Origin of the sequence: Ensifer sp. 22521, assembly GCF_052044795.1 — a bacterium.
Classification (GTDB): domain Bacteria; phylum Pseudomonadota; class Alphaproteobacteria; order Rhizobiales; family Rhizobiaceae; genus Ensifer.
This window is the reverse complement of the sequence record NZ_JBQENM010000003.1, coordinates 317,792-342,181: the sequence shown is the minus strand read 5'-3', so window position 1 is coordinate 342,181 and position 24,390 is coordinate 317,792. Positions and strand designations below refer to the sequence as shown.

Genomic DNA, 24,390 nt, shown 5'->3' with positions numbered 1-24,390 from the left:
AGCGAACATTGACAGCGATTATATTCCCCTTCATGTTCAAAAAATTCACCTATCTTCCTGCGCCAGCCGCGCTGTATTGTGTCAAATGATCGAAGAATCATCAAAAATAGATAGTTTTGATCTGAAGATCATGACGTTGCTGCAAAAGGATTCGAGCCTCTCGCAGCGTGAGTTGGCCGAGCGGGTCGGGTTATCGCAAAATGCCTGCTGGCGGCGCCTTCAGCGTCTGCAGTCGATCGGCATGATCCGGGGTTCGCACTGCGACATCGATCTCAGTGCTCTGGGCCTGGATCTGACGGTGATCGTGATGATCCGCACACGCCATCACTCCAAGGAATGGAGCGACGGCTTCCGGCAGCATGTCGAGCGACTGCCGGAAGTGATCGACTTCTACAGGATCGGCGGGGACTGGGACTATCTAATCAAGGTGGTGACCCGGGGCATGGGCGGCTACGACGCCTTTTATCAGAAGCTCATCACCAACTTCGATCTCGCCACGGTCACGGGCTTCTTTTCCATGGAGGCGATCATCAACAATCGCCCGGTGGATCTCAGCCGGTTGAAGTAAGGCGCCGGGCTCCGGCGCCCCATTTTGTGGTCACATCACGCCGAAGCGCTCGAAGGCCTCGACCGTGCTCATGCCGCCCTCGATCGCGAGGCGCACCTTGCTTTCGGTTTCGGCCTTTTCCAGCGCCAGCGCGATTGCTTCCCGTTCCGCCTCGCGCGGGATGACGAGCACGCCGTCACGGTCGCCGAAGAGGATATCGCCCGGCCGGATGCGGATGCCGCCGATCTCGATCGGGATACCGTAGTCGACGACCTTGCCGCGCGGCCCCTGGTCCTGCGCATAGGATCCGTAGCAGAAAGTCGGAAAATCGAGCGCAAGAATGCCGGCGCTGTCGCGGCAATAGCCGTCGCAGATCGCGCCGGCGGCTTTTAGTTTCATTGCACGGGTCGACATCAGCTCGCCCCAGACGGCGTAACGTGGCGAGGAGCCGGAACAGACATAGATCTCGTTGGGTTTCAGGCTATCGAGCGCGTGGAACATCAGGCCGAACGGTTTCGAGCTGAATTCCGAATGGCCGCTCGCCTCGGCGGTTGCGAAGAAATCGGCTTCGAGTACGGGCATCGCCCGCCCGACGGCGACCATGTCGTCGCGGAGTGCCCGGATCTGCGGCGGCAGGAACTGGTGTTGCAGCCCCATCGTGTCGAGGATGTCGCCGACCACGGCCGTGAACAGACGGCTGCGCATGGCGGTAAACAGTTCGGTATCGTCTTCAAAACGTGTCATTTCTCTTCCCTCAAGCCATGTGTGCCATGGCGGTAGCGATGCCCTGCATCACGCCTCTGATTTCCGCGAGGCCCTTCAACCGGCCGATCAGCGAATAGCCGGGGTTGATCCGCTCCTTGCCGATGTCGTCGGCCAGGAGGTGCCCGTGATCCGGGCGAAGCGGGATTTGCCAGTCGGCGCGGCCTTCCTGTAGCCGACGCTCCTGTTCCTGCATCAGCGCAAGGATCACTGCCGGCATGTCGCTCGATCCGCCGAGATGATCGGCCTCGTAAAAGGAGCCGTCCTCCTCCCGCTGGACATTGCGCAGGTGGGCAAAGTGAATGCGTGGGCCGAATTCACGAACCATGGCTGGCAGATCATTGTCGGTGCGCGTGCCATAGGATCCGGTGCAGAAGGTGATGCCGTTGGCTTGGCTGTCGACGGCGGCGAGGATGCGCCTTACATCCGCGGCCGTCGAAACGATGCGCGGCAGGCCATAGAGCGAAAAGGCCGGATCATCGGGGTGGATGCAAAGCCGGATACCGACCTCCTCCGCCACCGGAACGATCTCCTTGAGGAAGCGCGCCAGGTTGGCATGTAGGGCGTCTGCCGTCACGCCGTCATACTCGGCAAGGGCGGCCAGAAAGCTCGCCCGATTGAACTGCCGCTCGGTTGCCGGCAGGCCGGCAATGAGATTGCGTTCGATCCGGTCGATCTTCGCCTGGTCCATCTGATCGAAACACTGGCGGGCGGCGAAAATCTGCCGTTCGGAGTAACTATCCGCGACGCGCGGCCGCTTCAGCACGAAGAGATCGTAGGCGGCAAAGTCGACCGCGTCGAAGCGCAGCGCATAGCCGCCATTCGCCAACGGCTGCATCAGCTCGGTGCGCGTCCAGTCGACCACCGGCATGAAGTTGTAGCAGACAGTCGTGATACCCGCGCGCGCCAGCGCTCGCAGCGTGTCCTTGTACCAGCCGATGTAGCGGGCGCTGTCGGCGGTCGCGAGCTTGATTGAGTTGTGAACCGGGATGCTCTCGACGACACTCCAGCGCATACCGGCGGCTTCAATCAGCGCCTTTTGGGCAAGGATCGCTTCATCCGACCAGGGCGATCCGTCATAGATATGATGCAGCGCCGAGACGATCCCTGTGGCCCCCGCCTGCCGGATATGGCTGAGCGGCACCGGATCATTTGGCCCATACCAGCGAAAACACTCTTCCATCAGTCTCATGCAGAACTCCTACCCCGCGTCAGTGGCTATTGTTGGACCACGCCTGTCAATAATGTCCGATTGGTCCAACAATTCAAGCCTTATGGACGCAATTTCGGACGATGTCGGTAACTTTGCGCGAAATTTGAGAGATTGCGCTTGACTGAACGCGCAAACTGGACCAACAAATAGAGCATCGCAGGGAGGATGGCCGGTGAGCAGTTCTGTACGAGAAGAGGCGTTGTCGGGTGTGGAGCCCGTCGAGCCAGGCAAGACCTCGGCCGTGGACCGGCTGGTCGAGCAGATCCGCGACATGATCTCCGAGCGCGGTCTCGGTATCGGCGATGCGCTTCCGACCGAGCGCGATCTTGGCGAACAATTCCAGGCCGGGCGCAACACGGTGCGGGAGGCGCTGCAGGTGCTGCGCGCCTATGGCATGGTCGAGACGCGACCGAAGGTTGGCGCCGTTATCAGCGGCGGCCACGGCGAGGCGATCCGCCGGCTCTTTGCTTTTCACAACGGCATCTCGCCGGACTCTTTCCGCGACCTGCAGGGCTTCCGCCGCATCATCGAGACGGGTGTCGGCGAGCACATCATCCTGACGGCTGCTGACGCCGATTTCGACCGGCTGGATGCGATCAACGCGCGGATCCTAGAAGCGGACAGCGTCGAGGAAGCGGCGCAGTGCGACTACCAGTTCCATCAGGCGATCGTGGAGCTATCCGGCAATCGCACGACGGTCGCCGCCTACCACATGCTGCGCTCGGTGATCGAGGAGGTCATGCGGCTCGGCAAGGCGGAGCGCCCGGTGCATGCGGCGACTTTCGAGGCCCATGCCGAGATCATCAGGGCGCTGAGGGCCCGCGACCGCATCGCCTACGTCTACCTGATGAGCCGCCACCTGGAGTTCGGCATCCGCTTCGTCGATGCCGTGCCCGGCGGCCAGCCGTCGCGATGAGCACATAGAGATTTTCGCCTGGACCGCTCCCCAAATGGGCGGTGCTGGCATCCGTTTGCCGGATCCACTCGCCCGTTGGTCCGGCGGCACGAACAGGGCACTTGGGAGGAGAACCGACATGAACAATTCGAAACGTCACATTCTGGCGCTTGCAGCATTGCTTGCCACCGTCAGCCTTGCGCCGGGTGCGGCACATGCCGGCGGCAAGGCGATTGCCGGCATCGTATTCCAGCAGGACCAGTATTTCCGCGGCATCCAGATCGGGATGGAAAAGGCGGCCGAAGCCGCCGGCGACGAACTTCTGGCCGGCAACAGCGACAGCAAGCTGGAGAAGGAAGCCCAGCTCATCGACACCTACATCGCCCGGGGCGTGAACTCGATCGTCGTGGCGCCGCTTTCGGCGGACGCTTCGGTACCGGCGCTGAAGAAGGCGCGTGACGCCGGCATCACGGTCGTCACCTACGGCACCTCGGCCAATGGCGACGTCGCACAGGCGACGGTGACGAGCTCGGATCGCGATATCGGCATCGGCACCGGCAAGGCCGCGACCGATTTCTTAAAGACGCTCGGCAATGGCGAGAAGGTCAAGATCGGCACGCTCGCCTTCAAGGCGCTGCTGCCTGAGCAATCGAATGCCCGCGTCGATGGTTTCCTGAGTGTCGTCAAGGATCAGGTGGACATCGTCGCGCAACAGGACGCCTGGCTCGCCGAAAAGGCACTGGCCGTCGCCAGCGACATGCTGACGGCCAATCCCGATATCCGGGTGATCTATGCGGCCAACGAAGGCGGCACCATCGGTGCGGTGCAGGCGGTCAAGAAGGCGGGTCTTGAAGGCAAGGTCTTCGTCTTCGGCACCGACGGTTCCGAGCAGCTCGCCAACATGCTCTTGAACTCCGACAACGTGCTGCAGGCGACGACGGCGCAGCAGCCGCTCGAGGTCGGCAAGCAGGCAATCGAAGCCGCGCAGAACCTGCTCGACGGCAAGAAGATAGAGACCAAGGTCAACGTGCCCGTTCTGCCTCTGACACGCGTCAACGCTGAAGGGGTCGCTGCCTACAAGGAAGGCCTGAAGGCCCTGAAGTAAGAGCCTAAAAGTGAACCGAGCGGCGGGCATCGCCGCCGCTCCTTCGCCGCCGACAGCAGGAAAACCGCATGAGCTATCCGCAACTAAGGTCAGCCGCGTTGCAAGGGGTGCAGGGACGGCTGGACTTTCGGACCGTGACCAAGCGTTACGGCCCGACTGTCGCCCTCTCCGAATTCACCCACAGCTTCGCACCCGGCCAGGTGCATGCCCTCATGGGCAAGAACGGCTCGGGCAAGTCGACGCTGGTCAAGCTTCTCGCCGGCGTGACCGAGCCGACATCGGGCACGATCAGCGTCAATGGCGAGGACCGCCACTTCACCTCGCCGCACGACGCCTTTGCCGCCGGCATTGTCACCGTGCACCAGGAGCTCTCGCTGGTGCCGGAGCTCTCTGTCGGCGAGAACATCTTTCTCGGTCGGCTGCCGCACCGCCGCCGCGCCGGTTTCAGCGTCGTCGACTGGGCGGGCCTGCACAAGCGCGCCGGTGAGTTGCTGGCCGACATGGGGCTTGCGATCGATTCCCGCCAACCGGTCTCCGCACTCAGCGTCGGCCAGCAGCAGGTGGTCGAGATCGTCAAGGCAATGTCCTTCAACCCGTCTATCCTGCTTCTGGACGAGCCGACCTCGGCGCTGGCTTCCCGCGAAGTCAAACAGCTCTTCGCGCTGATCGAGCGGCTGCGCGCCCGTGGCGTGACGATGATCTACATCACCCACCGCATGAGCGAACTCTTCGAAATCGCCGACACTTGCACGGTGATCCGCGACGGCCACTATATCGGCTCGGTCGCGATGAAGGAGACGACGCCATCTGCGATTGTCGGCATGATGTTCGGCGATGCGGCGCGCGCCACACGTCCGCCGCGGCGAACGCTTGACCGCGCCAAACCCGTGCTCGAGGTCCGCAATCTCAGTCGGGCCGGACATTTTCAGGATGTCTCCTTCGACCTCTATCCCGGCGAGATCCTCGGCATCGCCGGTCTGCTCGGTGCCGGCCGCACCGAACTCATGCGGGCGATTTTTGGGGCCGACCGGATCGACGGCGGTTCGGTCACGTTCGACGGTCGCGACATGACCGGTGCCAGCCCGCGCGACATGCGCAAGGCCGGCCTCGGCTACACGCCGGAAAACCGCAAGGAAGTCGGCCTCGTGCAATCGCTTTCGACGGCCGACAATCTCTGTATGGCAAGCCTCGGTCCGATCTCGCGCAACGGTTTCATCTCGCGCGGGCGCGAGCAGCCGCATGTCCGTCGCCAGATCGCCGATCTGCACATCAAGTGCGGCGATCCGGAACTGCCGGTGTCGTCGCTTTCCGGCGGCAACCAGCAGAAGGTGGTGATCGGCAAATGGTTGAATCGGCAGCCCTCGGTGATGTTCTTCGACGAGCCGAGCCGCGGCGTCGACGTCCAGGCCAAGCGGCAGATCTTCGACATCATCTGGCAGCAGGCGGCTGACGGTCTCGCCAGCATCTTCGTCTCGACGGAACTCGAGGAAGTGCTCGAAGTCGCCGACCGCATCCTCGTCATGCACCACGGCGCTGTCGTCGCCGAGGTGGATCCGACGAAAACCGACCTTACCGAACTTTACGGTCTGTGCATGGAAGGGGCCAAGCAATGACACTTGTGAGCCAAACGACCGAAGCTGGTGGCCAGAACACGCCGCTCAAGTTCCTCAAAACCTACCCGATGGAGATCATTCTCGCGGCGCTGGTGATCTTTCTGATACTGGTCGCGCCCGGCTTCGCCTCTACCGGTAATGTGCTGAACGTGCTGCGCACGGTCTCGATGCTCGGCATCATCGCCTTCGGCATGACCGCCGTGATCATCAGCGGCGAAATCGACCTTTCGGTCGGAGCCGGTGCCGCGCTCGCCGGCTGCATCGTCGCCTGGTTCGCCGACCGCTTCGCCGGTGTCTTCGGCGACTGGGGTGCGGTCACGGTCGGTTTTGGCGTGGCGCTGTTGCTCGGCTTCACGCTCGGCTACCTCACCGGTCGCTTCCGGCAATGGTTCAACGTGCCGACCTTCATCACCACGCTCGCGCTCTTCGCGGCGCTGCGCGGTGTCGCCAACCTGATCACCGGCGGCTTCCCGATGTCGTCCTTCCCGCTGGGCTTCGATTTCCTCGGCGGCGGCTATCTCTTCGGCATTCCGTTCCCGGTCTATATCTTCGCGCTGACCTTTGCCGCCATGCACTTCCTGATGAAGTACACGAGCTTCGGCCGCGAGGTTTATGCCGTCGGCGGCAATATGGAGGCGGCCCGTCTTTCCGGCATCGACATCTGGAAGGTGAAGGCGCTGACGCTCGGCCTCACCGGCGCGCTGACGGCCGTCTCCGGCACGCTGATCGCCTCGCAGATCGGGGCCGGAACCGGGACGACCGCGACCGGCATGGAACTTGACGTGATCGCGGCCGTCATAATCGGCGGCACGTCGCTTTTCGGCGGCAAGGGCCGCATCTGGGGCACGCTGATCGGCGTTCTCTTCCTTGGCTGCATCTCCAACGGCATGACGCTGATGAATGTCAGCGAATATTGGCAATACGTCGTGCGCGGCGGCATCATCCTCGGCGCCGTGCTTCTCAACCAGGTCCTGGAACGGGTGCGTTGAGACCGGAGTGGGGTGCCAGCATCCCGCTCCAACTTACGAGTTTCGCGGAGACAATCATGACTGAATTCAAGGGAAAAATCGCGCTGGTCACCGGCACTTCGGGGATCGGCCTCGCTTCGGCAATCCGTCTCGCTTCGTCGGGCGCGACCGTGATTGCCTGCGGCAACGACATCAATACCAACGAAGCCTTCGACCGCATCGCCAGGGAACGCGAGCTGCCGATGTCGACGCGGCTGACGGACGTTTCCGTCGAGGCCGAGGTGGAAGCAGCGGTGCGCGAAGCGGTGCTGCGCCATGGTGGCCTCGATATCATCGTCAATGCTGCGGCCGTGCACCCCTATGGCACGGTTCTCGATACCAGCGCCGAGACCTTCGCGCGCTGCCTCTCGGTCAATGTCGGTTCGATCTACCTGACCGGCCGCTTCGGCATTCCGGAAATGATGAAGCGCGGCGGCGGCGCCATCGTCAACATCTCCTCGGTGCAGGGCCATGCCTGCCAGCAGAACGTCGCGGCCTATGTCGCCTCCAAGGGCGCGATCCATGCACTGACCCGTGCCATGGCGCTCGATCACGCGGCGGCGAAGGTCCGGGTGAATTCGGTGAGCCCCGGCTCGGTGCGCACGCCGCTGCTTTCGCTTGCTGCCCGCACCTATGGCGGCGAGGGCGTCAGCGAAGCGGAAGCCTTCGCCCGCTTCGGTGCCGCGCATCCGATCGGCCGCATCGGCGAGCCGGAGGAGGTGGCCGAACTCGTCGCCTATCTCGCCTCCGACCGCGCCGCTTTCGTCACCGGTTCGGATTTCCGCATCGACGGCGGCCTCACTGCCGGTATCGGCGTCAAGTAATCAGACAGGAATTGATAAGATGAAGATCGGCCTCGGGCTTTACCGGGAACAGCTCACCCCGGACAATTTTCAGTTTGCGCAGCAGGCAGGTGCGACCCATGTGGTCGCGCATCTGACCAACTATTTCGCCGGCAAGGATCCTAAGATCGACAGCGGCGACCAGGGCGGCTGGGGCGATTGCTCTGGCGATCGGCTCTGGTCTTTCGAAGAACTGTCGGCGCTGGTGAAGGATGTGCGCGCCGGCGGCCTGGAGGTGGCAGCGATCGAGAACTTCTCGCCGCGCTTCTGGTCGGACGTGCTTTTGGACGGGCCTGAACGCGCCCAGCAGATCGAGGGGCTGAAGCAGCTCATCCGCGACGCCGGCCGCGCCGGCATTCCCTGCATAGGCTATAACTTCTCGCTTGCCGGCGTCTATGGCTGGACGCGTGGCCCCTATGCCCGCGGTGGTGCCGAATCCGTCGGCTTCGGCGTCGAGAACAACATTGCACCCAGCCCTGACGCGCCGATTCCCGACGGCATGGTCTGGAACATGCGCTATCGCCGTGGTGTCGCGGGTGCCGCTTCGGTCTCCGTCAGTTCGGCGGAGCTCTGGGATCGGCTTGCCCATTTCTTGAAGGAAGTCGTCCCGGTCGCCGAGGAGGCGGGTGTGGTGCTCGGCGCCCATCCGGATGATCCGCCGGCGGAGGAGTTGCGCGGCACTGCGCGGCTCGTCAATCGGCCAGAAAAATACGACCGGCTGATGGCGATCGTCGACTCGCCGTCGAACGGGCTGGAACTCTGCCTCGGCTCGCTGCAAGAGATGCCGGGCGGCGATATCTACGAACATGTGCGCCGCTTCGCCCGCTCCGGCCGCATCGGCTACATCCACTTCCGCAACGTGCGCGGAAAGATGCCGCGCTATGTCGAAACCTTCGTCGACGAGGGTGATATCGACATGGCCGAGATCATCCGCATCCTGCGCGACGAAAACTACCAGGGCGTGATGATCCCCGATCATACGCCGGCCATGACCTGCGGCGCCTCCTGGCACGCGGGCAAGGCCTTTGCGCTCGGTTACATGAAGGCGCTGGTGCAGAACGCCGAGGCGCTCGGGCCGTCGCGGTCGATCTCCACGTGCGTGGCGGCGGAATAGGAGGCGGCGATGGCCCGTGAGCTGATCTGTGTCGCGCCCGTTGGCGACCGTTGCGGCGAGGGAGCCGTCTGGTCGGCCACGGAAGCGGCACTCTACTGGACCGACATCAATCGGTTCCTCATCCATCGCTACGACGAGGCGATGCGCGCAGTTAGAACTTGGCTGTTCGAGGAGCCGGTGGTCGCGATCTCGCTGACGCAGGAAGATGGCCGGCTGCTCGTCGCACTCGGCTCGAAGCTGATCTGGTGGTGGCCGCAGACGGATCGGCGTGAGGATCACGGCTTCGTCCTGCCCGGCGCGCCGCGGGTGCGCCTCAATGACGGTCGCACTGATCCGGCCGGAAATTTCTGGGTCGGATCGATGAAGAACAATGTCCTGCCCGATGGTCAGCTTGGCGAGGTTGGGCCGGGGGAGGGTATTCTCTACCGGATCGCGCGCGATGGGGCCGTTACCGAATGGCGGCACGGCCTCGGTATCTCCAACACGCTCTGCTGGAGCCCGGATCGAGGAACCTTCTACTTCGCCGATACGCTGGCAAACGAGATCTATGCCTTCGACTATGATGCCGGGGCCGGCGCGATATCCGGCGAACGGCATTTTTTCACCGGCTTCGATCGCGGCTCGCCCGACGGTTCGGCAATCGACAGCGAGGGGTATCTCTGGAACTGCCGCTATGGCGGCCGTTGCATAGCCCGGATTGCGCCCGACGGCAGCCTTGCCGAGGTGATCGACATGCCGGTCACCAACATCACCACCTGCACCTTCGGCGGCGCGGACCTCAAAACGCTTTACATCACCACGGCCGGCTCGGGACCGGGCGAACGCCTTGCCGGCAGCCTCTACGCCATGCGGGTCGAGGTCGCGGGCCTTCCGGAGAACCGCTACGGGATAGCGACCAAGTGAGCGCGATGACGACGAGACGTGCGCTTGCCTGGGCGCATGGGTGCCTGTCGGTGCAGTCGCTCGGCGGCATGTTCGGCCCAGTGCTGTTCCTCTTGCCGGACGGGCGACAGGTCAGTCCCTTGCATGTCGCGCCCTGGGGCAATGATCCGAAGCGTGGGACCTTGCCCGAGATCTTGCAGGAGCTTCGCGGCGAGTGGCCCTGCGTTCCCTTCGGCAGCGACGCCGAGCGGTCGCTCCCCGCAGGCTGGTCCGCAACAGGCGAGAGCTTCGACGGCGCCGGCGTGCCGCATGGTCACAGCTCGAATGTCCAGTGGATCTGGGGCGACTGCGACGACCGACAGATCACCATGGAATGCCACTATCCCGAGGATCACCCGATCCGCTTGCTTCGCCGGCATATCATGCCGGATTCGAAGGCGGCTGCCGTCGACCTCACGCTGGAAATCGAGGGCCGGCGTCCGTGCCGCCTTCCGATCGGTCTGCATCCGACGTTCCGGCTGTCGCCGCGGCCGGGTTCGGTCGTTATCGAGCCGGGCAGCTACGATTGGGTCTGGAGTTTTCCTGGCGATGTCGAGCCGGGTGCGGCGCTATTTGCGCTCAATCGGCGTTGGTCCTCGCTCAAGAGCGTTGAGACCCGCGACGGTGCGGCTCATGATGCGGCACAGGTGCCGCTTGTCGAAGACACCGAGGACCTGCTTCAGCTCTCGGGCATCGACGGCAGTCTCGCGCTCCATTACCGCGACGAGGGCTTTCGCGCGCGGCTGTCGTGGCAGAAGGAGCACTTTCCAAGCCTCCTGCTCTGGTACAGCAATCGCGGCCGCAAGGCCTATCCCTGGGACGCGCGGCATGTGGCGCTTGGCGTCGAGCCGATCGCTTCCGCCTTCGATCTCGGGCCGGCAATCTCTACCGGCGCCAATGCCCTGGCGTCTTCCGGCATCGCGACCGCAATCGCCTTCGAGCCCGACCAGACCTTCACCACCCACTACCGGCTTTCAGTCGAAGCCGCTCCCATGGGCTGAGCCGACGCGCTCGCCGAAACGTTGCAATTGAAAGGCCAAGAGAATGAAACTGCTGCGTCTCATCATCGACGGCTCCGCTGTGCCCTGCATTCTCGATGGCGAGGGCAGGGCGCGGGATGTCTCCTCGCTCGTGCAGGACTTCACGGCAGAAACCCTGACAGCTGTCATGGTGGCGCTGTCTGGCATTGATCTATCGGCCCTACCCGTGATGCCGGTGATCGACGCCGATATCCTGCCGCCGGTCGCAAGGCCGGGCACGATCTGGTGCGTCGGGCTCAACTACTCCGACCACGCGGAAGAGGCGGGTCTGACGGTGCCGGCTGAACCGATCCTTTTCAACAAGGCGGCCGGAACCTATTGCGGTCCGAACGCGCCGCTTCTTCATTCTGAAAAAATGTCGAAGCTCGACTGGGAGGTCGAACTCGGCATCGTCATCGGCAAACGGGCGCTCAATGTATCCCGCGCCGACGCAATGGAGCATGTCTTCGGCTACTCCGTCGTCAACGATGTCTCCGAACGCGCCTGGCAGATGGAGCGCGGCGGCCAGTGGGTGAAAGGCAAGAGCTTCCCGAACTTCTGCCCGACGGGCCCCTGGCTCGTGACCCGAGACGAAATGCCGGACCCGCAGGCGCTTTCGATGTGGCTCGACGTCAACGGCGAACGCATGCAGTCGGGCACGACCGCGCGCATGATCTTCGACGTCGCAACCATCGTCTCCTACATGAGCGAGTTCTGCGTGCTGGAGCCCGGCGATCTCATCTGCACCGGCACGCCGCCCGGCGTCGGCATGGGCAAAAGGCCGCCGCGTTATCTGAAGCCCGGTGATGTGGTGGAACTCGGCATCGACGGCCTCGGTCGCCAGCGTCAGATCGTTCAGTCCCTCTAGATCGATACGGAAAGGCCTGACCATGAATGGAAATACGGGACGATTGGCGGGGCGTTTGGCCATGGTCACCGCCGCCGGCCAGGGCATCGGCCGCGCCGTCGCCGAGCGGTTGATGGCCGAGGGTGCGGAGGTCCACGCCAGCGACATCAATGCCGACCTGCTCTCCACCCTCGACGGCGCCAGGACGACGAGGCTTGATGCGACGGACCACGCGGCAGTGGCCGCCTACTTCGCAGCCTTGGCCCGGGTCGATATCCTCGTGCATGCGGTCGGCTACGTGCACCAGGGCACGATCGAGGAGTGCTCGGCCGAGGACTGGCGTCGCTCGGTCAACATCACGCTCGACAGCGCCTATAACGTCATTGCCGGCGCGATCCCGAAGATGAAGGCCCATGGCGGCAGCATCATCACCATCGGTTCGGTCGCCTCCTCGATCAAGGGCTTCCCTCGGCGAGCAGCTTACGGTGCCGCCAAGGGCGGCGTCATCGGGCTCACCAAGGCCGTTGCCGCCGACTACGTCTCAGAGGGCATTCGCTGCAATTCGGTCTGCCCGGGAACCGTCGCCTCGCCGTCGCTGGAAGAGCGTATCGGCGAACTCGGTGAAAAACTCGGAAGCCGGGACGAGGCCCACAAGTCCTTCATTAGCCGGCAACCGGCCGGGCGCTTCGGCACGGTCGAGGAGGTCGCTGCGATCTGTGCCTTTCTGGCTTCCGACGAGGCGGCCTTCATCACCGGGCAGGCAATCAATATCGACGGTGGCATTACGATCTGAGCGTTGCCTTCGTTCAAGTCCGCCAAATGCAAAACACCTCCGAATGTTCTCCGGAGGTGTTCGTTTTCGTACCGTCGAATGGCATCGGTTTGACGCCATTCGAGATCGTTTGTCGATCAGGCCGACAGTGCCTTGAACGCGGCGAGGATGGCATCGCCCATTTCCGTCGTGCCGACCTTCTTCGCACCCTCGGCCATGATGTCGCCGGTGCGGATGCCCTGGTCGAGCACCGCGGCGATCGCCTTTTCCAGATTGTCGGCTTCCGTCACCAGGTTGAAGGAATAGCGCAGGCACATGGCAAACGAGGCGATCATCGCGATCGGGTTGGCAATGCCCTTGCCGGCAATGTCGGGGGCCGAGCCATGCACCGGCTCGTAGAGCGCCTTGCGCTTGCCGGTCACTGCATCCGGGGCACCGAGCGAGGCCGACGGCAGCATGCCGAGCGAGCCGGTCAGCATGGCGGCGACGTCCGACAGCATGTCGCCGAACAGGTTGTCGGTGACGATGACGTCGAACTGCTTGGGCTGGCGCACCAGCTGCATGCCGCCGGCATCGGCCAGCATGTGCTCGAGCTGCACGTCGGAATATTTCGCCTTGTGGGTCTCGGTCACCACCTGGTTCCACAAGACGCCCGACTTCATGACGTTGCGCTTTTCCATCGAGCAGACGCGGTTCTGCCGCGTGCGCGCCAGTTCGAAGGCGACGCCGGCGATGCGTTCGATCTCGTAGGTGTCGTAGACCTGGGTGTCGATGCCACGCTTCTGGCCGTTGCCGAGATCGATGATTTCCTTCGGTTCACCGAAATAGACGCCACCGGTCAGTTCGCGCACGATCAGGATGTCGAGGCCTTCGACGAGTTCCGGTTTCAGCGACGAGGCGGCAGCCAGCGCCGGGTAGCAGATCGCCGGGCGCAGGTTGGCGAACAGTTCGAGATCCTTGCGCAGGCGCAGCAGGCCGGCTTCCGGACGCACCTCGTAGGGCACCGCATCCCACTTCGGGCCACCGACGGCGCCAAACAGCACCGCATCGGCGGCCAGCGCCTTCTTCATGTCCGCTTCCGAGATCGCCTGGCCATGGGCGTCATAGGCCGAACCGCCGACCAGGCCCTCGTCGGTGACGAAACCGGCACCAAGCTCGGCATTCATGTAGGCGATGATTTTGCGGACTTCCGCCATGGCTTCCGGGCCGATGCCGTCGCCGGGGAGGATGAAAAGTTTGCGGGCCATTTTCGGCACTCCTGTTTCAGTTTGAATTCAAAGCGGCCTTGCCGCGTTGGTGATAATGCGGATCGGCACTATGACGCCGCGCGTCGCCCGATTTCCGGCACTGGCCGCGCGCCTTCGATCTGCCCGATGCGCTCGCGCAGCGTGTTGGCGATGGCGTGCGAGACCGGGGCAACGGCGATCTCGAGGTTGGCCCTGCCGCCGTCCACCTCGACTGCAAGCTTCGAAACGCTGACGCCGAGCCGACGAACGATATCAAGCAGCCGGGAGACGATATTTTCCAGATCGCCGCTTTCGACGGTGTAACGCATGGTGTCGGTCATGCTGCCACCTTCGGCCAGGGCCGCTGCTCAGGACGCATCGTCTCGAATGCGCTTGCGAGGCGCAGGACGCCGATATCGTCAAAGGACTGGCCGATGATCTGCAGCCCGATCGGCAGGCCGCCAGCGGTAAAGCCACAGTTGATCGAGATCGCCGGCTGTCCGCCCATGTTGACGGCGACGGTGAAGGCGATGTGTTCGAATGGCTTCTGTGGGTCGTTGACCGGCGAGGCCCATTCGGCTGGATAGGATGCTGTCGGCGCGGTCGGCGACAGGATGAAATCGAAGCCGGTGAGTGCGGTGTGCAGCGCATTGCGCATTGCCTCGATCTGGGCGAAGCCGGTATAGACCTCGCGGCCCGAGAAATTCTCTGCCGTTTTGATCCAGTCGAAGATGTAGGGCAGGATCTGCGCCTGCTGTTCCGGTGCCAGACGCGACACGTCTTCCCAGCCGCGAGCACGCCAGAAGCGGTCGAGACCATCGATCATTTCGCGCGTGAGGAATGGGCCGACCGGTTCGATGATCGCGCCGGCATCGGTGAAAAGCCTGGCAGCCCGTTTGACCGCGTGTTCCGTTTCTTGCGTGACCACCTGGCCGAAGCCGGCATCGAGCCAGAGGCCGATTTTCAAGCCCCTGACATTGCGGTCAAGATCGAGCCAGGGGATGTCGGCATAGGGCAGGGCCATCGTGTCGCGAGCATCCGGCTTCGACAGCACCGACATGTAAAGCGCGGTATCGGCAACCGTCCGGGTCATCGGCCCTGCGACGCGGCCGATAAAGGGCGGATTGATCGGGACACGGCCGGCAGATGGTTTGAGACCAACAACGCCGCACCAGCCGGCCGGCAGGCGGACCGAGCCACCGATATCCGTGCCGATGTGAAGGGGACCATAGCCGGCGGCGGCTGCAGCGCCTGCACCGGCGCTGGAGCCGCCGGGATTGGCCGAGAGGTCCCACGGATTGCGGGCGAGCTTGTGGAAACTGGAAAGGCCGGAGGAAAGCATGCCGTAATCAGGCATGGTGGTCTTGGCGAGAAGAATGCCGCCCGCCTCGCGGGTGCGGGCTGCCGGCGGCGCGTCGGCGGCGGCTGGTGTGAGCGACACGGCGGCGCAGCCGAGCGGCACGGCGGTGCCCTTGGTCGCGATATTCTCCTTGATCGTCACGGGCACGCCATCGATCGCGCCGAGCGGTTCGCCCTTCACCCAGCGCGCTTCCGATGCCTTGGCGCTTTCGCGCGCCGCGTCCGGGTCATAGGCCCAGAGCGCGTTGAGTTTCGGCTCCGAGGTGTCGATCCGCGCGATGACCGCGTCGGTGACCTCGACGGGAGAGAGCTTTTTCGAGCGGTATGCCTCGACAAGGTCGACGGCGGAGAAATCGGCGAGTTCGGACATGGCGTAATTCCTGCAGGTATGAGCAGTTCCGGGGAACTGCAGAGCTTGGGGCTCTAGGCAAAATGACAGCGGGCGGACCAGGCCGGCTTCACCGGCTTGGCCTCAGGCGTACGGGTCAGACAGATCTCCTGCCTCACCGGACAGACGGCGGCATAGGCGCAGCCGGCTGCGGTCGTTGCGGTATGGACGGGCGTCTGCGGGGGGCCGTCGGAACGTAACCGCTTGCGGCGCCCGGAAAAGGGCTTCGGCACGGCTGCGACTAGCGCCTGGGTGTAGGGATGTCGCGGGTTGTCGAAGACTTCGTTTGTCGGCCCTTCCTCGACGATCCGGCCGAGATGCATGACGGCGACCCGGTCGGTGATGGCGCGGACCACGCCGAGATCATGGCTGATGAACAGGTAGGAAAGGCCGAGCTTTTCCTGCAGGTCCATCATCAGGTTCAGCACCTGCGCCTGGATCGACACGTCAAGCGCCGAAACCGGCTCGTCGGCGACGATCAACGCCGGCCGCGTGATCAGCGCGCGGGCAATGGCGATGCGCTGGCGCTGGCCGCCGGAGAATTCGTGCGGGTATTTGTCGGCCGATGCGAGCGGCAGCCCAACCGCCTCCAGCACCTCGGCGATGCGCCGGTTGCGCTCGGCGGTGCCGGTCCCGCCTTCCAGCGAGACGATCGGCTCGGAAATGATCGTGCGGACCGTATGGCGCGGATCGAGCGAGCCGTAGGGATCCTGGAAGATCGCCTGGAATCCCTTGCGTGCCTCGCGCAAGCCCGCCCGGTCGAGCGCGTAGATGTTCGTGCCGGCGATATTGACCTCGCCCGATTGCGGTCGCTCCAGTCCCATCACCGCGCGCGCCAGCGTCGATTTGCCGGAGCCGCTTTCGCCGACGATGCCAAGGCTCTGGCCGGCGGCGAGTTCGATGCTGACGCCATGGAGCACGCGCAGGCGGCTGTGTTTCGAGAAGATCGACGGGCGTGGCAGATCGTATTCGCGCACCAGATCGGTGGTCTTGAGAATGGTCTCGCTCACGGTGCCACCATCCTTTCGCGGGGATGAAAGCAGGCCGCGCGATGCTGCACATTTCCATCGGTATTGATCAGGTCCAGCGTCGGGATCGCGCGGCGGCAATCCGGCTGCGCGAAGGAACAGCGCTCGGCGAAGGAACAGTAGGCTGGCCGGCCAAAGGGATCAGGCACGATGCCGGGGATGGCGTTCAGCCGCGGCCGCCCTTCGCCCGCGCGACGTGGCGCGAGGGCTGCGCCATGCGGCGAGGCGGCAAAGAGGCCGCGCGCATAGGGATGCGCCATGCGGGCGAAGACATCGTCCGTGCGCCCGGTCTCGATGATGCGGCCTGCATACATGACGGCGATGCGGTCGGTCATTTCGGAGACGACGCCGAGATCGTGGGTGATCAGCATCAGCGCCGTGCCGGTGTCTTCGATGAGTTCGTCAAGCAGGTCGAGGATCTGCGCCTGCACCGTCACGTCGAGCGCGGTCGTCGGCTCGTCGGCAATCAAAAGGTCCGGCTCGCAGGCAATCGCCATGGCGATCATCACGCGCTGCCTCTGGCCGCCCGAGAGCTGGTGCGGGTAGAGATCCAGATCGAAGCGCGGCGCCGGCAGGCCGACACGGTCGAGAAGCGCGCGCGCCTTCGTTTCGGCATCGGCTTTGGTTTCGCCGAGATGCAGCCGCCGTCCCTCTGCGATTTGTGCGCCGATCGACTTCACCGGGTTCAGCGCCGTCATCGGCTCCTGAAAAATCATCGCGACGCGTCGACCGCGATAGCCGCAGTACTCGGCCTCGGCCAAGCCAGCGAGATTGCGGCCGTCGAACAAAAGCTCGCCGCGCACCCGCATGCGCTGCGGCAACAGGCCCATCACGGCGAGTGCGGTCATCGACTTGCCGCTGCCGGATTCGCCGACGATGCCGAGGCGCTCGCCGCGGTTGAGCTCGAGATCGATGTCGCAGACGATATCGACCTGGCTCTTGCCCGCCGAGAGTTCGACCGACATGCCGGCCATGTGAAGCAAGGGTTTCGTCATCGTTGCCGCCTCACGCGCGGGTCGAGAATGTCGCGCAGACCGTCGCCAAGCAGGTTGAGGCCGAGCACCGCGAAAGTGATCGCCAGGCCCGGGAAGATCGCAAGCCACGGCGCCTGGTAGATGAAGGTCTGGGCGTCGTTCAGCATCTTGCCCCAGCTCGGCATCGGCGGTTGCGTGCCGAGGCCGACATAGGAAAGCCCGGCCTCGGCAACGATCGCCAGTGCGAACTGGATCGTCACCTGCACCAGCAGCACGTGGTTGATGTTGGGCAGAATGTGCAAAAGCGTGATCGCCACGTCGCCGCGGCCGGCGCAGCGCGCCGCCTGCACATATTCGCGCTTCCACAGGCCCATCGAGGCACCGCGGGTGACGCGGGCAAAGACGGGGATGTTGAAGATGCCGATCGCGATCATCGCGTTGGTTGCGCCAGGCCCAAAGATGGCGGTGATGATCACGGCAGTCAGAAGCGCGGGGAAGGCGAAAGCAAGGTCGCTCATGCGCATGACCAGACCATCGACCCAGCCGCCACGTGCGGCAGCCCAGGCGCCGAGTGGCACACCGATGCCGGCGCCGACCAAGACGGCGACGATCGAAACTGAGATCGAATTGCGGGCGCCGACCATGATCATCGACAGGATGTCGCGACCGAAATTGTCGGTGCCGAACCAATGGGCAAGGCTCGGTCCCTGTAGCTTGTCGCGGAAGTTCATCGCGGTCGGCGAATAGGGCGTCCAGGCAAAGGAGACGAGCGCCATGGCCACGAGGATCAGGGTGACGGTGGCACCGATCGTCAGGCTGCGGCTGCCGATGAGCTTGGAGATCACGCCGGGCTCCGCGGCGACTGTAGAGTTCGACATCAGTGACCTCCCCGCGAAAGCCGCGGATCCAGGTAGCCGTAGACCAGATCGACAAGGAAATTGATGCTGATGACGGAGGCCGCAAGCAGCGTCACCAGCGTCTGCACCGTCACGAGATCGCGCTGGGCGATCGCCTGGAAGACGAGGCGGCCGACGCCCGGCAGGTTGAAGACGTTTTCGATGATGATCGTGCCGGCGAGCAGAAAGGAAAACTGCAGGCCGATGATGGTGACGACCGGGATCAGCGCGTTTGGCACCGCGTGTTTCCATAGGGCGCCCGAACGGCTCAGCCCCTTGGCGCGCGCCGTGCGGATGAAATCCTCGCCGAGCGTTTCGATGACCGCGGAGCGGGTCACGCGTGCGAGAATGGCGGCAAGCGGCAGGCCGAGCGCGAAGGCCGGAAGGATCAGTGAATGCAGGCCGTTCCAGAAACCGCCTTCCCAGCCGGCAAAACCTGAAGCCGGGAACCAGGCGAGCTTCAGCGCGAAGAGCAGGATGAAGAGCAGCGCCAGCCAGAAATTCGGGATCGCGACGCCGACCTGGGCGATGCCCATGACGACGGTGTCGCCGGTCTTGCCGCGATTGGCGGCGGCATAGACGCCGATGGCGATGGCGACGACGACGGAGATCGCCATGGAGAGCAGGGCCAGCGGCAGCGTCACGAGGATGCGGGGCCCGAGCAGTTCGCGGATCGGCACCGAATAGGTGAGGCTCGTGCCGAAATCGCCGACGACGAAGCCGCCGATCCAGTGGAGGTAGCGGATCCAGATCGGCTGATCGAGGCCGAGCTGCCGGTGCAGCGCCGCGATCGCGTCGGCGTCGGCATTCATGCCGAGCATCAGCACGGCGGGGTCGCCGGGCAGCACCTGCATCAGCAGAAAGACGATGACTGAAGCGGCAAGCGTCGTCAGAATGAGCGACACGAGGCGACCGCCGATAAAGGAAATCACATCAACCTCCCGGAAAGAGCGAGCGTTGACCGGCGCAGGGTGTGCCGGTCAACGCGTGATCTGCCTCCGCCCCTCGTCAAAGGGGCGGATGCCAATCCTCAGTTTTCCCAATAGGTCTGGGTCTGGTCGTCGGCCGGAACCGGCATGTTCTTCCAGAGACCCTTCACCTTCTTGTTCCAGACGCCGATCTTCGGCAACGCGTAGAGGAAGACGTTCGGCTCGTCGGCCGCCAGCTTGCGCTGGAGCTGGCCTGCGAGGTCCAGCTGCTCGGCTTCGGTCGAAGCGAGCGTGAAGGACTTGTAGAGCGCCTTGTAGTCGGAGTTCTGGTAGTTGAAGTAGTACTTGTCGCGGGCATAGATATCGAGGTCGCGGGCCTCGGCATGGGCGATGATCGTCGCGTCGAAATCCGAATTCTTGAACACCTGGTCGAGCCATTGCGCGAATTCGATTGGCACGAGGTTCACCTTGACGCCGACTTCGCTGAGCATGGCCGCGATGATCTCGCCGCCACGACGCGCATAGGCCGGCGGCGGCAGCATGATGGTGATCTCAAGGCCTTGGACTCCCGCTTCTTGCAACAGCTGCTGCGCCTTGCCCGGATCATAGGGGTAGGTCTCGTTCAGGTCGACATAGCCGGGCTCGACCGGCGAATAATGCGAGCCGATCGTCGTGCCGAAGCCGGAATAGGTGCCTTCGACTAGCGCCTTGCGGTCGATCGCATAGGCGAGCGCCTGGCGAACCCGCACGTCGTCGAAGGGCTTGCGGGCATTGTTGAGCGCGAGCACCACCTTGCCCGAGGTGCTGCCGACCTCGACCTGCAGGTTCGGATCGCTCTGGAACTGGCTGACGAGTTCTGCGGCCTGGAACATCGGGAAGGCATCGACATTGCCGGCGAGAACGGCGGCAGCGGCAGCCGAGGGATCGCTGATGAACTTGAAGGTCACTTCGCTGAGCTTGGCCGGCTCACCCCAATAGTCGGCGTTCTTTTCGAGCACCACCTTGTCGCCCTTCGCCCACTCCTTGAATTTGAACGGGCCGGTGCCGACAGGCTTGGTCTTGTTGTCCGCCGCCGCCGACGGCGCGATCATGACCGCATCGCCCCAGGCCATGTTGAAGAGGAAATTGGAGGCCGGGCGCTTCAGCGTCACGACCGCCGTCGCCGGGTCCGGGCATTCGGTCTTTTCGATCGGCTCGAACAGGCCTTTCTGCGCGTTGGTCGAATCGGCCCCGACCGCGCGTTCATAGGAGAACTTGACGACCGAGCAGTCGAACGGCGTGCCGTCGTGGAACTTGACGCCCTGGCGAAGCTTGAAGCTGTAGGTCTTCTGGTCGTCGGAGACCGTCCAGCTCTCGGCGAGCAGCGGCTTGACGCTGCCATCCTCGACAACACGCACGAGACCTTCGAAAAGGTTGCCGTAGGTGATGTAGCGGATCGGTGCGGCGGCACCGGCGGTCGGGTCGAGGCCCGGCGGCTCCAGCACCTGGCCGACGGTGATCGTATCCTTGGCCATCGCCGTCGTCAGCGACGCGGCGATGAAGCATGAGGCAAGTGCCCATTTCGTCAAATTCAGCATGGTTCCCCCGCTTTGCGGTTTCGTTGTTTATGGTCCCAGTAGTCAGATCGAAGCAATCAGATCGATCGGCCGCCGTCGACGTCGAGCGCGACGCCAGTGATCATCGATGCCTGTGGCGAGGCGACGAAGGCGGCGGCTTCGGCGAGATCCTCGGGCTTCAACAGGCGCCCGAGCGGAATGGAGTCGCGGAACTTCTTGCGGACTTCCTCGGTGTCCTCGCCCATGAAGGTCGAAAGCAGCGGCGTTTCGCCGGCGACCGGATTGAGCGCGACGACGCGGATGTTGAACGGCGCGAGCTCGATCGCCAGCGCCTTGGTGGCGGAGACCACCCAGCCCTTGGTCGCATTGTACCAGGCAAGGTTCGGCCGCGGCCGGTTGGCGCCGGTCGACGCGATGTTGACGATCACGCCCGACTTGTTTTCCTTCATGTGCGGCAGCAGCGCCCGCGTCATCAGGTAGACGCCGCGCACGTTGACGCCGAGGATCCGGTCGAACTCGTCCGGCTCGACCAGTTCGGCGTTCTGCGGCTTGTGGCCGATGCCGGCATTGTTGATCAGGATATCGACGCGTCCGAATTTCTCGAGGCTTGCAGCAACGGCTGCCTCGACATCCGCTTGTTTGGCAATATCAGCGACCACGGCAAAGGCATTGCCGCCGAGTTCGTTCGCCACGCGCTCGGCGCCCTTGGCATCGCGATCGACGACGATGACCTTGGCGCCGCCTTCGATGAAGCGCTTCGCAATGCCCTCACCGAAGCCGGAGCCCGCGCCGGTGATAAGAGCGACTTTACCTTCCAGTGACATTTTGTTGTTCCTCCCGAGGGGATTTAGATCAAGGGTTAGAGCGGGATGCGGGCGGAAAACCGCGCACACTTTTCCTCATCCGGTTCTAGCCGTGGTAGACAGAAATGGTTTTCATGCTGGCAAAGCCGTAGAGGGCCTCAAAGCCCTTCTCGCGGCCATGGCCGGATTTCTTGACGCCGCCGAAAGGCAGCTCGACGCCACCGCCGGCGCCGTAATTGTTGATGAAGACCTGGCCGGCGTGAACGGCACGCGCCATCCGCAACTGCCTACCGCCGTCATTGGTCCAGACGCCGCAGACGAGGCCATAGGCGGTGCCGTTGGCGAGCCGGATGGCTTCGTCCTCGCCGTCGAACGGCATGATCACCTGCACCGGGCCGAAGATTTCTTCCTGTACCGTGCGATGGTCGTGCGGCACGTCGCGCAAAAGCGTCGGCGCGACATAGGCGCCCTCGGTGGGCGCATCGGCAACGATCTCGCCGCGCGCCGCCACTTTCAGGCCATCCTTTGCGGCATCGGCGAGGAAGCCTTCGATGATGGCCTTTTGCCGCTGCGAGACGACCGGGCCGACGGAGAGATCGGCGCCCGCCGGGCCGACCTTCAGCGCGCGGTACCGTTCGCTCATGCGCGCGACAACCTCCTCGTAGACGGCTCGTTCCACGAGGATGCGCGAGGAGGCCGAGCAGGTCTGGCCGGCATTCTGGATGCCGGCGTTCACCAGGAAGGGAACGGCGCGATCGAGGTCCGCATCGGCGAAGACGATCTGGGCCGACTTGCCGCCGAGTTCCAGCGTCACCGGCACCGCGTTCTTCGCGGCTGCCGCCTGCACCATTTCGCCTGTCCGGACCGAACCGGTAAAGGAGATGTGGTTGACGTCAGGATGTTCGGAAAGCGCGGCGCCTGCCTCCGAGCCGAAACCGGTGACGATGTTGAGCGCGCCCGATGGCAAGCCTTCTTCTTCGGCGATGCGGGCAAATTCGAGGATCGTCAGGCACGCCTCTTCGGCCGGCTTGACCACGGCCGCGTTGCCCATGGCAAGTGCTGCACCGAGGCTGCGGCCGAGGATCTGCATCGGGTAGTTCCAGGGAATGATGTGGCCCGTCACCCCATGCGGCTCATAGACCGTCAGAACGGTGAAACCGTTCTGATACGGGATGGTATCGCCGTGCACCTTGTCGGCGGCGCCGCCGTAGAATTCAAGGTAACGGGCAAGCGCCACGACGTCGGCGCGCGCCTGCGTCACGGGTTTGCCGACATCGCGCGCCTCGAGCTCGGTCAGAAGATCGATGTTGCGCAGCACTGCAGCCGATATCCGGGTCAATACCCGGCCGCGCTCGGTCGGCGTCATCCGACCCCAGTCACCGAAGAGAGCCGCGCGCGCGGAGCGCACTGCGAGGTCGATGTCGTCCCGGGTCCCCCGGGCGATGCGCGCGAACTCCTGGCCGTTTGAGGGATCCCGGACAGTGATGAATTCGCCGCCCGCTGCGTCCTGCCAGTTGTTCGCGATGAAATTGCCGTAGGTCTTCACGTCATGCCTCTTTGTCAGTCTCGCGCGCCTCAAGGAGCGCTTTCAATCTCGTTGCCGTCGCGTTGATATGGGCGCGTGCCAGCTTCTCGGCCTCGTCGAGGTTTCGTGCCGCGATCGCCTCGACGATCAGCCCGTGCTCGGCGACCGCGGTGCTCGCGCGTTCGCTGGACAGCGAAAAGGCGGGCGCAAAGACCTGCGAGGTCATACGCAGAAGCGGTCCGAGCGGTGCGAGCGATGTGTTGCGCGAGGCGGCGACGATCGCCTCGTGAAAGATCACGTTGGACTGGGTGTAGGCGGCGGGATCCCAGTTCTCGACAGTCTTGCGCTGGCGCTCCACCTGCTTTGCCAGATCCTTGATCTCGGCGGTGGTGGCACGCTCGGCGGCGTTGCGGGCAGCCACGCCGTCCATCGCTTCGCGCACCGCGTAGGCGTCGAGAAGCTTCGGCAGGTCGGCGGTTGCGACCCTGACACCGCTGCCCGGCTTGTTGACCACCAGCCCGTCGCGCTCGAGCACCCGCAACGCTTCGCGCAGCGGCGTACGGCTGATTCCGAATTCGGCGGCGATCCGCTCCTGGCGCAGCGTCGCGCCCGGCGCATAGACGCCGGCATAGATGCGTTCGCGAAGTGCCTGAGCTACTTCGTCAAGAAGGCGCGATTGGCTTCGCCATTCGAAGGATTGGTTCATCGATCCCTCCCAAGATCGAGGTAAATTGTATCCAGGATACAGAAGATGTCAATCGGCGGCCTGCGCGAGTTCCGCTTTGTGCAAGTACTTCCGCTCTCCCGCACGCCCGACTGGCCGCCGGCCGGGTCCTAGCCGTCAAAGCGATCGCAAGACGAGGTGACCGTTTGCCGGCTCATGTTTCGACCTGACCCCAAAATTTGACGGTTGTCGGTTTGCGGCTCCCGTCCGCGGATAGAAGGCGGCCACTGACGTTCCACTGGAGCGTTATTCAGCCAAAGGAGAGGCGATGCATCACGAAGTTGCGCGGCACGAAGACGCTTCCAAATCGGCTCGCTTCGGCGCG

24 protein-coding genes are annotated in these 24,390 nt (G+C 63.9%); 11 read left to right on the top strand and 13 right to left on the bottom strand.

Features of this window, described 5'->3' with window-relative positions:
• Positions 1-85 precede the first annotated feature (85 nt).
• Complete coding sequence (locus tag ACTJKE_RS05735; RefSeq protein WP_057251205.1) at positions 86-568, top strand: Lrp/AsnC family transcriptional regulator; 483 nt, start codon at positions 86-88, stop codon at positions 566-568.
• Between the two features lie 30 nt (positions 569-598).
• Here ACTJKE_RS05735 and ACTJKE_RS05730 read toward each other — a convergent pair whose 3' ends face one another.
• Positions 599-1,291, bottom strand: a complete 693-nt coding sequence (locus tag ACTJKE_RS05730) for an RraA family protein (RefSeq protein WP_058327647.1) — start codon at positions 1,289-1,291, stop codon at positions 599-601.
• A gap of 10 nt (positions 1,292-1,301) precedes the next feature.
• Entirely contained in the window at positions 1,302-2,492 is a 1,191-nt protein-coding gene (gene uxuA, locus ACTJKE_RS05725; RefSeq protein WP_058327648.1) for a mannonate dehydratase, read from the bottom strand.
• A gap of 202 nt (positions 2,493-2,694) precedes the next feature.
• Between uxuA and ACTJKE_RS05720 the strand changes: the two genes are divergently transcribed.
• The 10 genes from ACTJKE_RS05720 to ACTJKE_RS05675 all read left to right on the top strand — a co-directional run bounded on the left by ACTJKE_RS05720 (position 2,695) and on the right by ACTJKE_RS05675 (position 12,678).
• Positions 2,695-3,438, top strand: coding sequence for a FadR/GntR family transcriptional regulator (locus ACTJKE_RS05720; protein ID WP_058322732.1), 744 nt, complete (start codon positions 2,695-2,697; stop codon positions 3,436-3,438).
• A gap of 118 nt (positions 3,439-3,556) precedes the next feature.
• Complete coding sequence (locus ACTJKE_RS05715) at positions 3,557-4,522, top strand: substrate-binding domain-containing protein (protein WP_057251201.1); 966 nt, start codon at positions 3,557-3,559, stop codon at positions 4,520-4,522.
• 68 nt (positions 4,523-4,590) lie between these two features.
• Positions 4,591-6,135 carry a sugar ABC transporter ATP-binding protein gene (locus ACTJKE_RS05710; RefSeq protein WP_440691385.1) on the top strand — a complete coding sequence of 515 codons (1,545 nt, stop codon included), beginning with the start codon at positions 4,591-4,593 and terminating at the stop codon, positions 6,133-6,135.
• The gene (locus ACTJKE_RS05705) at positions 6,132-7,124 is read left to right on the top strand and encodes an ABC transporter permease (protein WP_058327649.1); all 993 of its coding nucleotides are present in this window, start codon (positions 6,132-6,134) and stop codon (positions 7,122-7,124) included. The genes ACTJKE_RS05710 and ACTJKE_RS05705 overlap by 4 nt, the downstream gene beginning before the upstream one ends.
• 56 nt (positions 7,125-7,180) lie before the next feature.
• Positions 7,181-7,966: an SDR family NAD(P)-dependent oxidoreductase gene (locus ACTJKE_RS05700; RefSeq protein ID WP_058327650.1), complete on the top strand. Its 786-nt coding sequence runs from the start codon at positions 7,181-7,183 to the stop codon at positions 7,964-7,966.
• Positions 7,967-7,985: 19 nt separating this feature from the next.
• Positions 7,986-9,098 (top strand): mannonate dehydratase, encoded by a 1,113-nt coding sequence (locus ACTJKE_RS05695; RefSeq protein ID WP_058327651.1) that lies wholly within the window; start codon positions 7,986-7,988, stop codon positions 9,096-9,098.
• 9 nt (positions 9,099-9,107) lie between these two features.
• Complete coding sequence (locus ACTJKE_RS05690) at positions 9,108-10,001, top strand: SMP-30/gluconolactonase/LRE family protein (RefSeq protein ID WP_113513350.1); 894 nt, start codon at positions 9,108-9,110, stop codon at positions 9,999-10,001.
• A gap of 5 nt (positions 10,002-10,006) precedes the next feature.
• Positions 10,007-11,020: a hypothetical protein gene (locus ACTJKE_RS05685; RefSeq protein ID WP_440691383.1), complete on the top strand. Its 1,014-nt coding sequence runs from the start codon at positions 10,007-10,009 to the stop codon at positions 11,018-11,020.
• Positions 11,021-11,063: 43 nt separating this feature from the next.
• A complete protein-coding gene (locus ACTJKE_RS05680) occupies positions 11,064-11,906 on the top strand; it encodes a fumarylacetoacetate hydrolase family protein (protein ID WP_058327653.1) in 843 nt (280 codons plus the stop codon).
• A 22-nt stretch (positions 11,907-11,928) separates the two neighbouring features.
• Complete coding sequence (locus ACTJKE_RS05675) at positions 11,929-12,678, top strand: SDR family oxidoreductase (RefSeq protein ID WP_058322740.1); 750 nt, start codon at positions 11,929-11,931, stop codon at positions 12,676-12,678.
• A gap of 116 nt (positions 12,679-12,794) precedes the next feature.
• Here ACTJKE_RS05675 and leuB read toward each other — a convergent pair whose 3' ends face one another.
• The 11 genes from leuB to ACTJKE_RS05620 form a co-directional block, all read right to left on the bottom strand.
• Positions 12,795-13,904: a 3-isopropylmalate dehydrogenase gene (gene leuB, locus ACTJKE_RS05670; RefSeq protein ID WP_440691381.1), complete on the bottom strand. Its 1,110-nt coding sequence runs from the start codon at positions 13,902-13,904 to the stop codon at positions 12,795-12,797.
• Positions 13,905-13,972: 68 nt separating this feature from the next.
• Complete coding sequence (locus ACTJKE_RS05665) at positions 13,973-14,224, bottom strand: hypothetical protein (RefSeq protein ID WP_058322742.1); 252 nt, start codon at positions 14,222-14,224, stop codon at positions 13,973-13,975.
• Positions 14,221-15,612 (bottom strand): amidase, encoded by a 1,392-nt coding sequence (locus tag ACTJKE_RS05660; protein WP_440635519.1) that lies wholly within the window; start codon positions 15,610-15,612, stop codon positions 14,221-14,223. Before ACTJKE_RS05660 ends, ACTJKE_RS05665 begins: the two co-directional genes overlap by 4 nt.
• A 53-nt stretch (positions 15,613-15,665) precedes the next feature.
• Complete coding sequence (locus tag ACTJKE_RS05655) at positions 15,666-16,640, bottom strand: ABC transporter ATP-binding protein (protein WP_082663748.1); 975 nt, start codon at positions 16,638-16,640, stop codon at positions 15,666-15,668.
• Positions 16,637-17,653, bottom strand: a complete 1,017-nt coding sequence (locus ACTJKE_RS05650) for an ABC transporter ATP-binding protein (protein WP_058329649.1) — start codon at positions 17,651-17,653, stop codon at positions 16,637-16,639. The genes ACTJKE_RS05655 and ACTJKE_RS05650 overlap by 4 nt, the downstream gene beginning before the upstream one ends.
• Positions 17,650-18,510, bottom strand: a complete 861-nt coding sequence (locus ACTJKE_RS05645) for an ABC transporter permease (protein ID WP_058329650.1) — start codon at positions 18,508-18,510, stop codon at positions 17,650-17,652. Before ACTJKE_RS05645 ends, ACTJKE_RS05650 begins: the two co-directional genes overlap by 4 nt.
• On the bottom strand, positions 18,510-19,460 hold the full coding sequence (locus tag ACTJKE_RS05640; RefSeq protein ID WP_058329651.1) for an ABC transporter permease: 951 nt from the start codon (positions 19,458-19,460) through the stop codon (positions 18,510-18,512). The genes ACTJKE_RS05645 and ACTJKE_RS05640 overlap by 1 nt, the downstream gene beginning before the upstream one ends.
• A 98-nt stretch (positions 19,461-19,558) precedes the next feature.
• Positions 19,559-21,034 carry an ABC transporter substrate-binding protein gene (locus ACTJKE_RS05635; RefSeq protein ID WP_058322745.1) on the bottom strand — a complete coding sequence of 492 codons (1,476 nt, stop codon included), beginning with the start codon at positions 21,032-21,034 and terminating at the stop codon, positions 19,559-19,561.
• A gap of 56 nt (positions 21,035-21,090) precedes the next feature.
• Positions 21,091-21,837, bottom strand: a complete 747-nt coding sequence (locus ACTJKE_RS05630; RefSeq protein WP_058322746.1) for an SDR family oxidoreductase — start codon at positions 21,835-21,837, stop codon at positions 21,091-21,093.
• An 85-nt stretch (positions 21,838-21,922) separates the two neighbouring features.
• Complete coding sequence (locus tag ACTJKE_RS05625; RefSeq protein WP_440691378.1) at positions 21,923-23,362, bottom strand: aldehyde dehydrogenase family protein; 1,440 nt, start codon at positions 23,360-23,362, stop codon at positions 21,923-21,925.
• 1 nt (position 23,363) lies between these two features.
• Positions 23,364-24,047, bottom strand: a complete 684-nt coding sequence (locus tag ACTJKE_RS05620; RefSeq protein WP_057251983.1) for a GntR family transcriptional regulator — start codon at positions 24,045-24,047, stop codon at positions 23,364-23,366.
• Positions 24,048-24,390 lie beyond the last annotated feature (343 nt).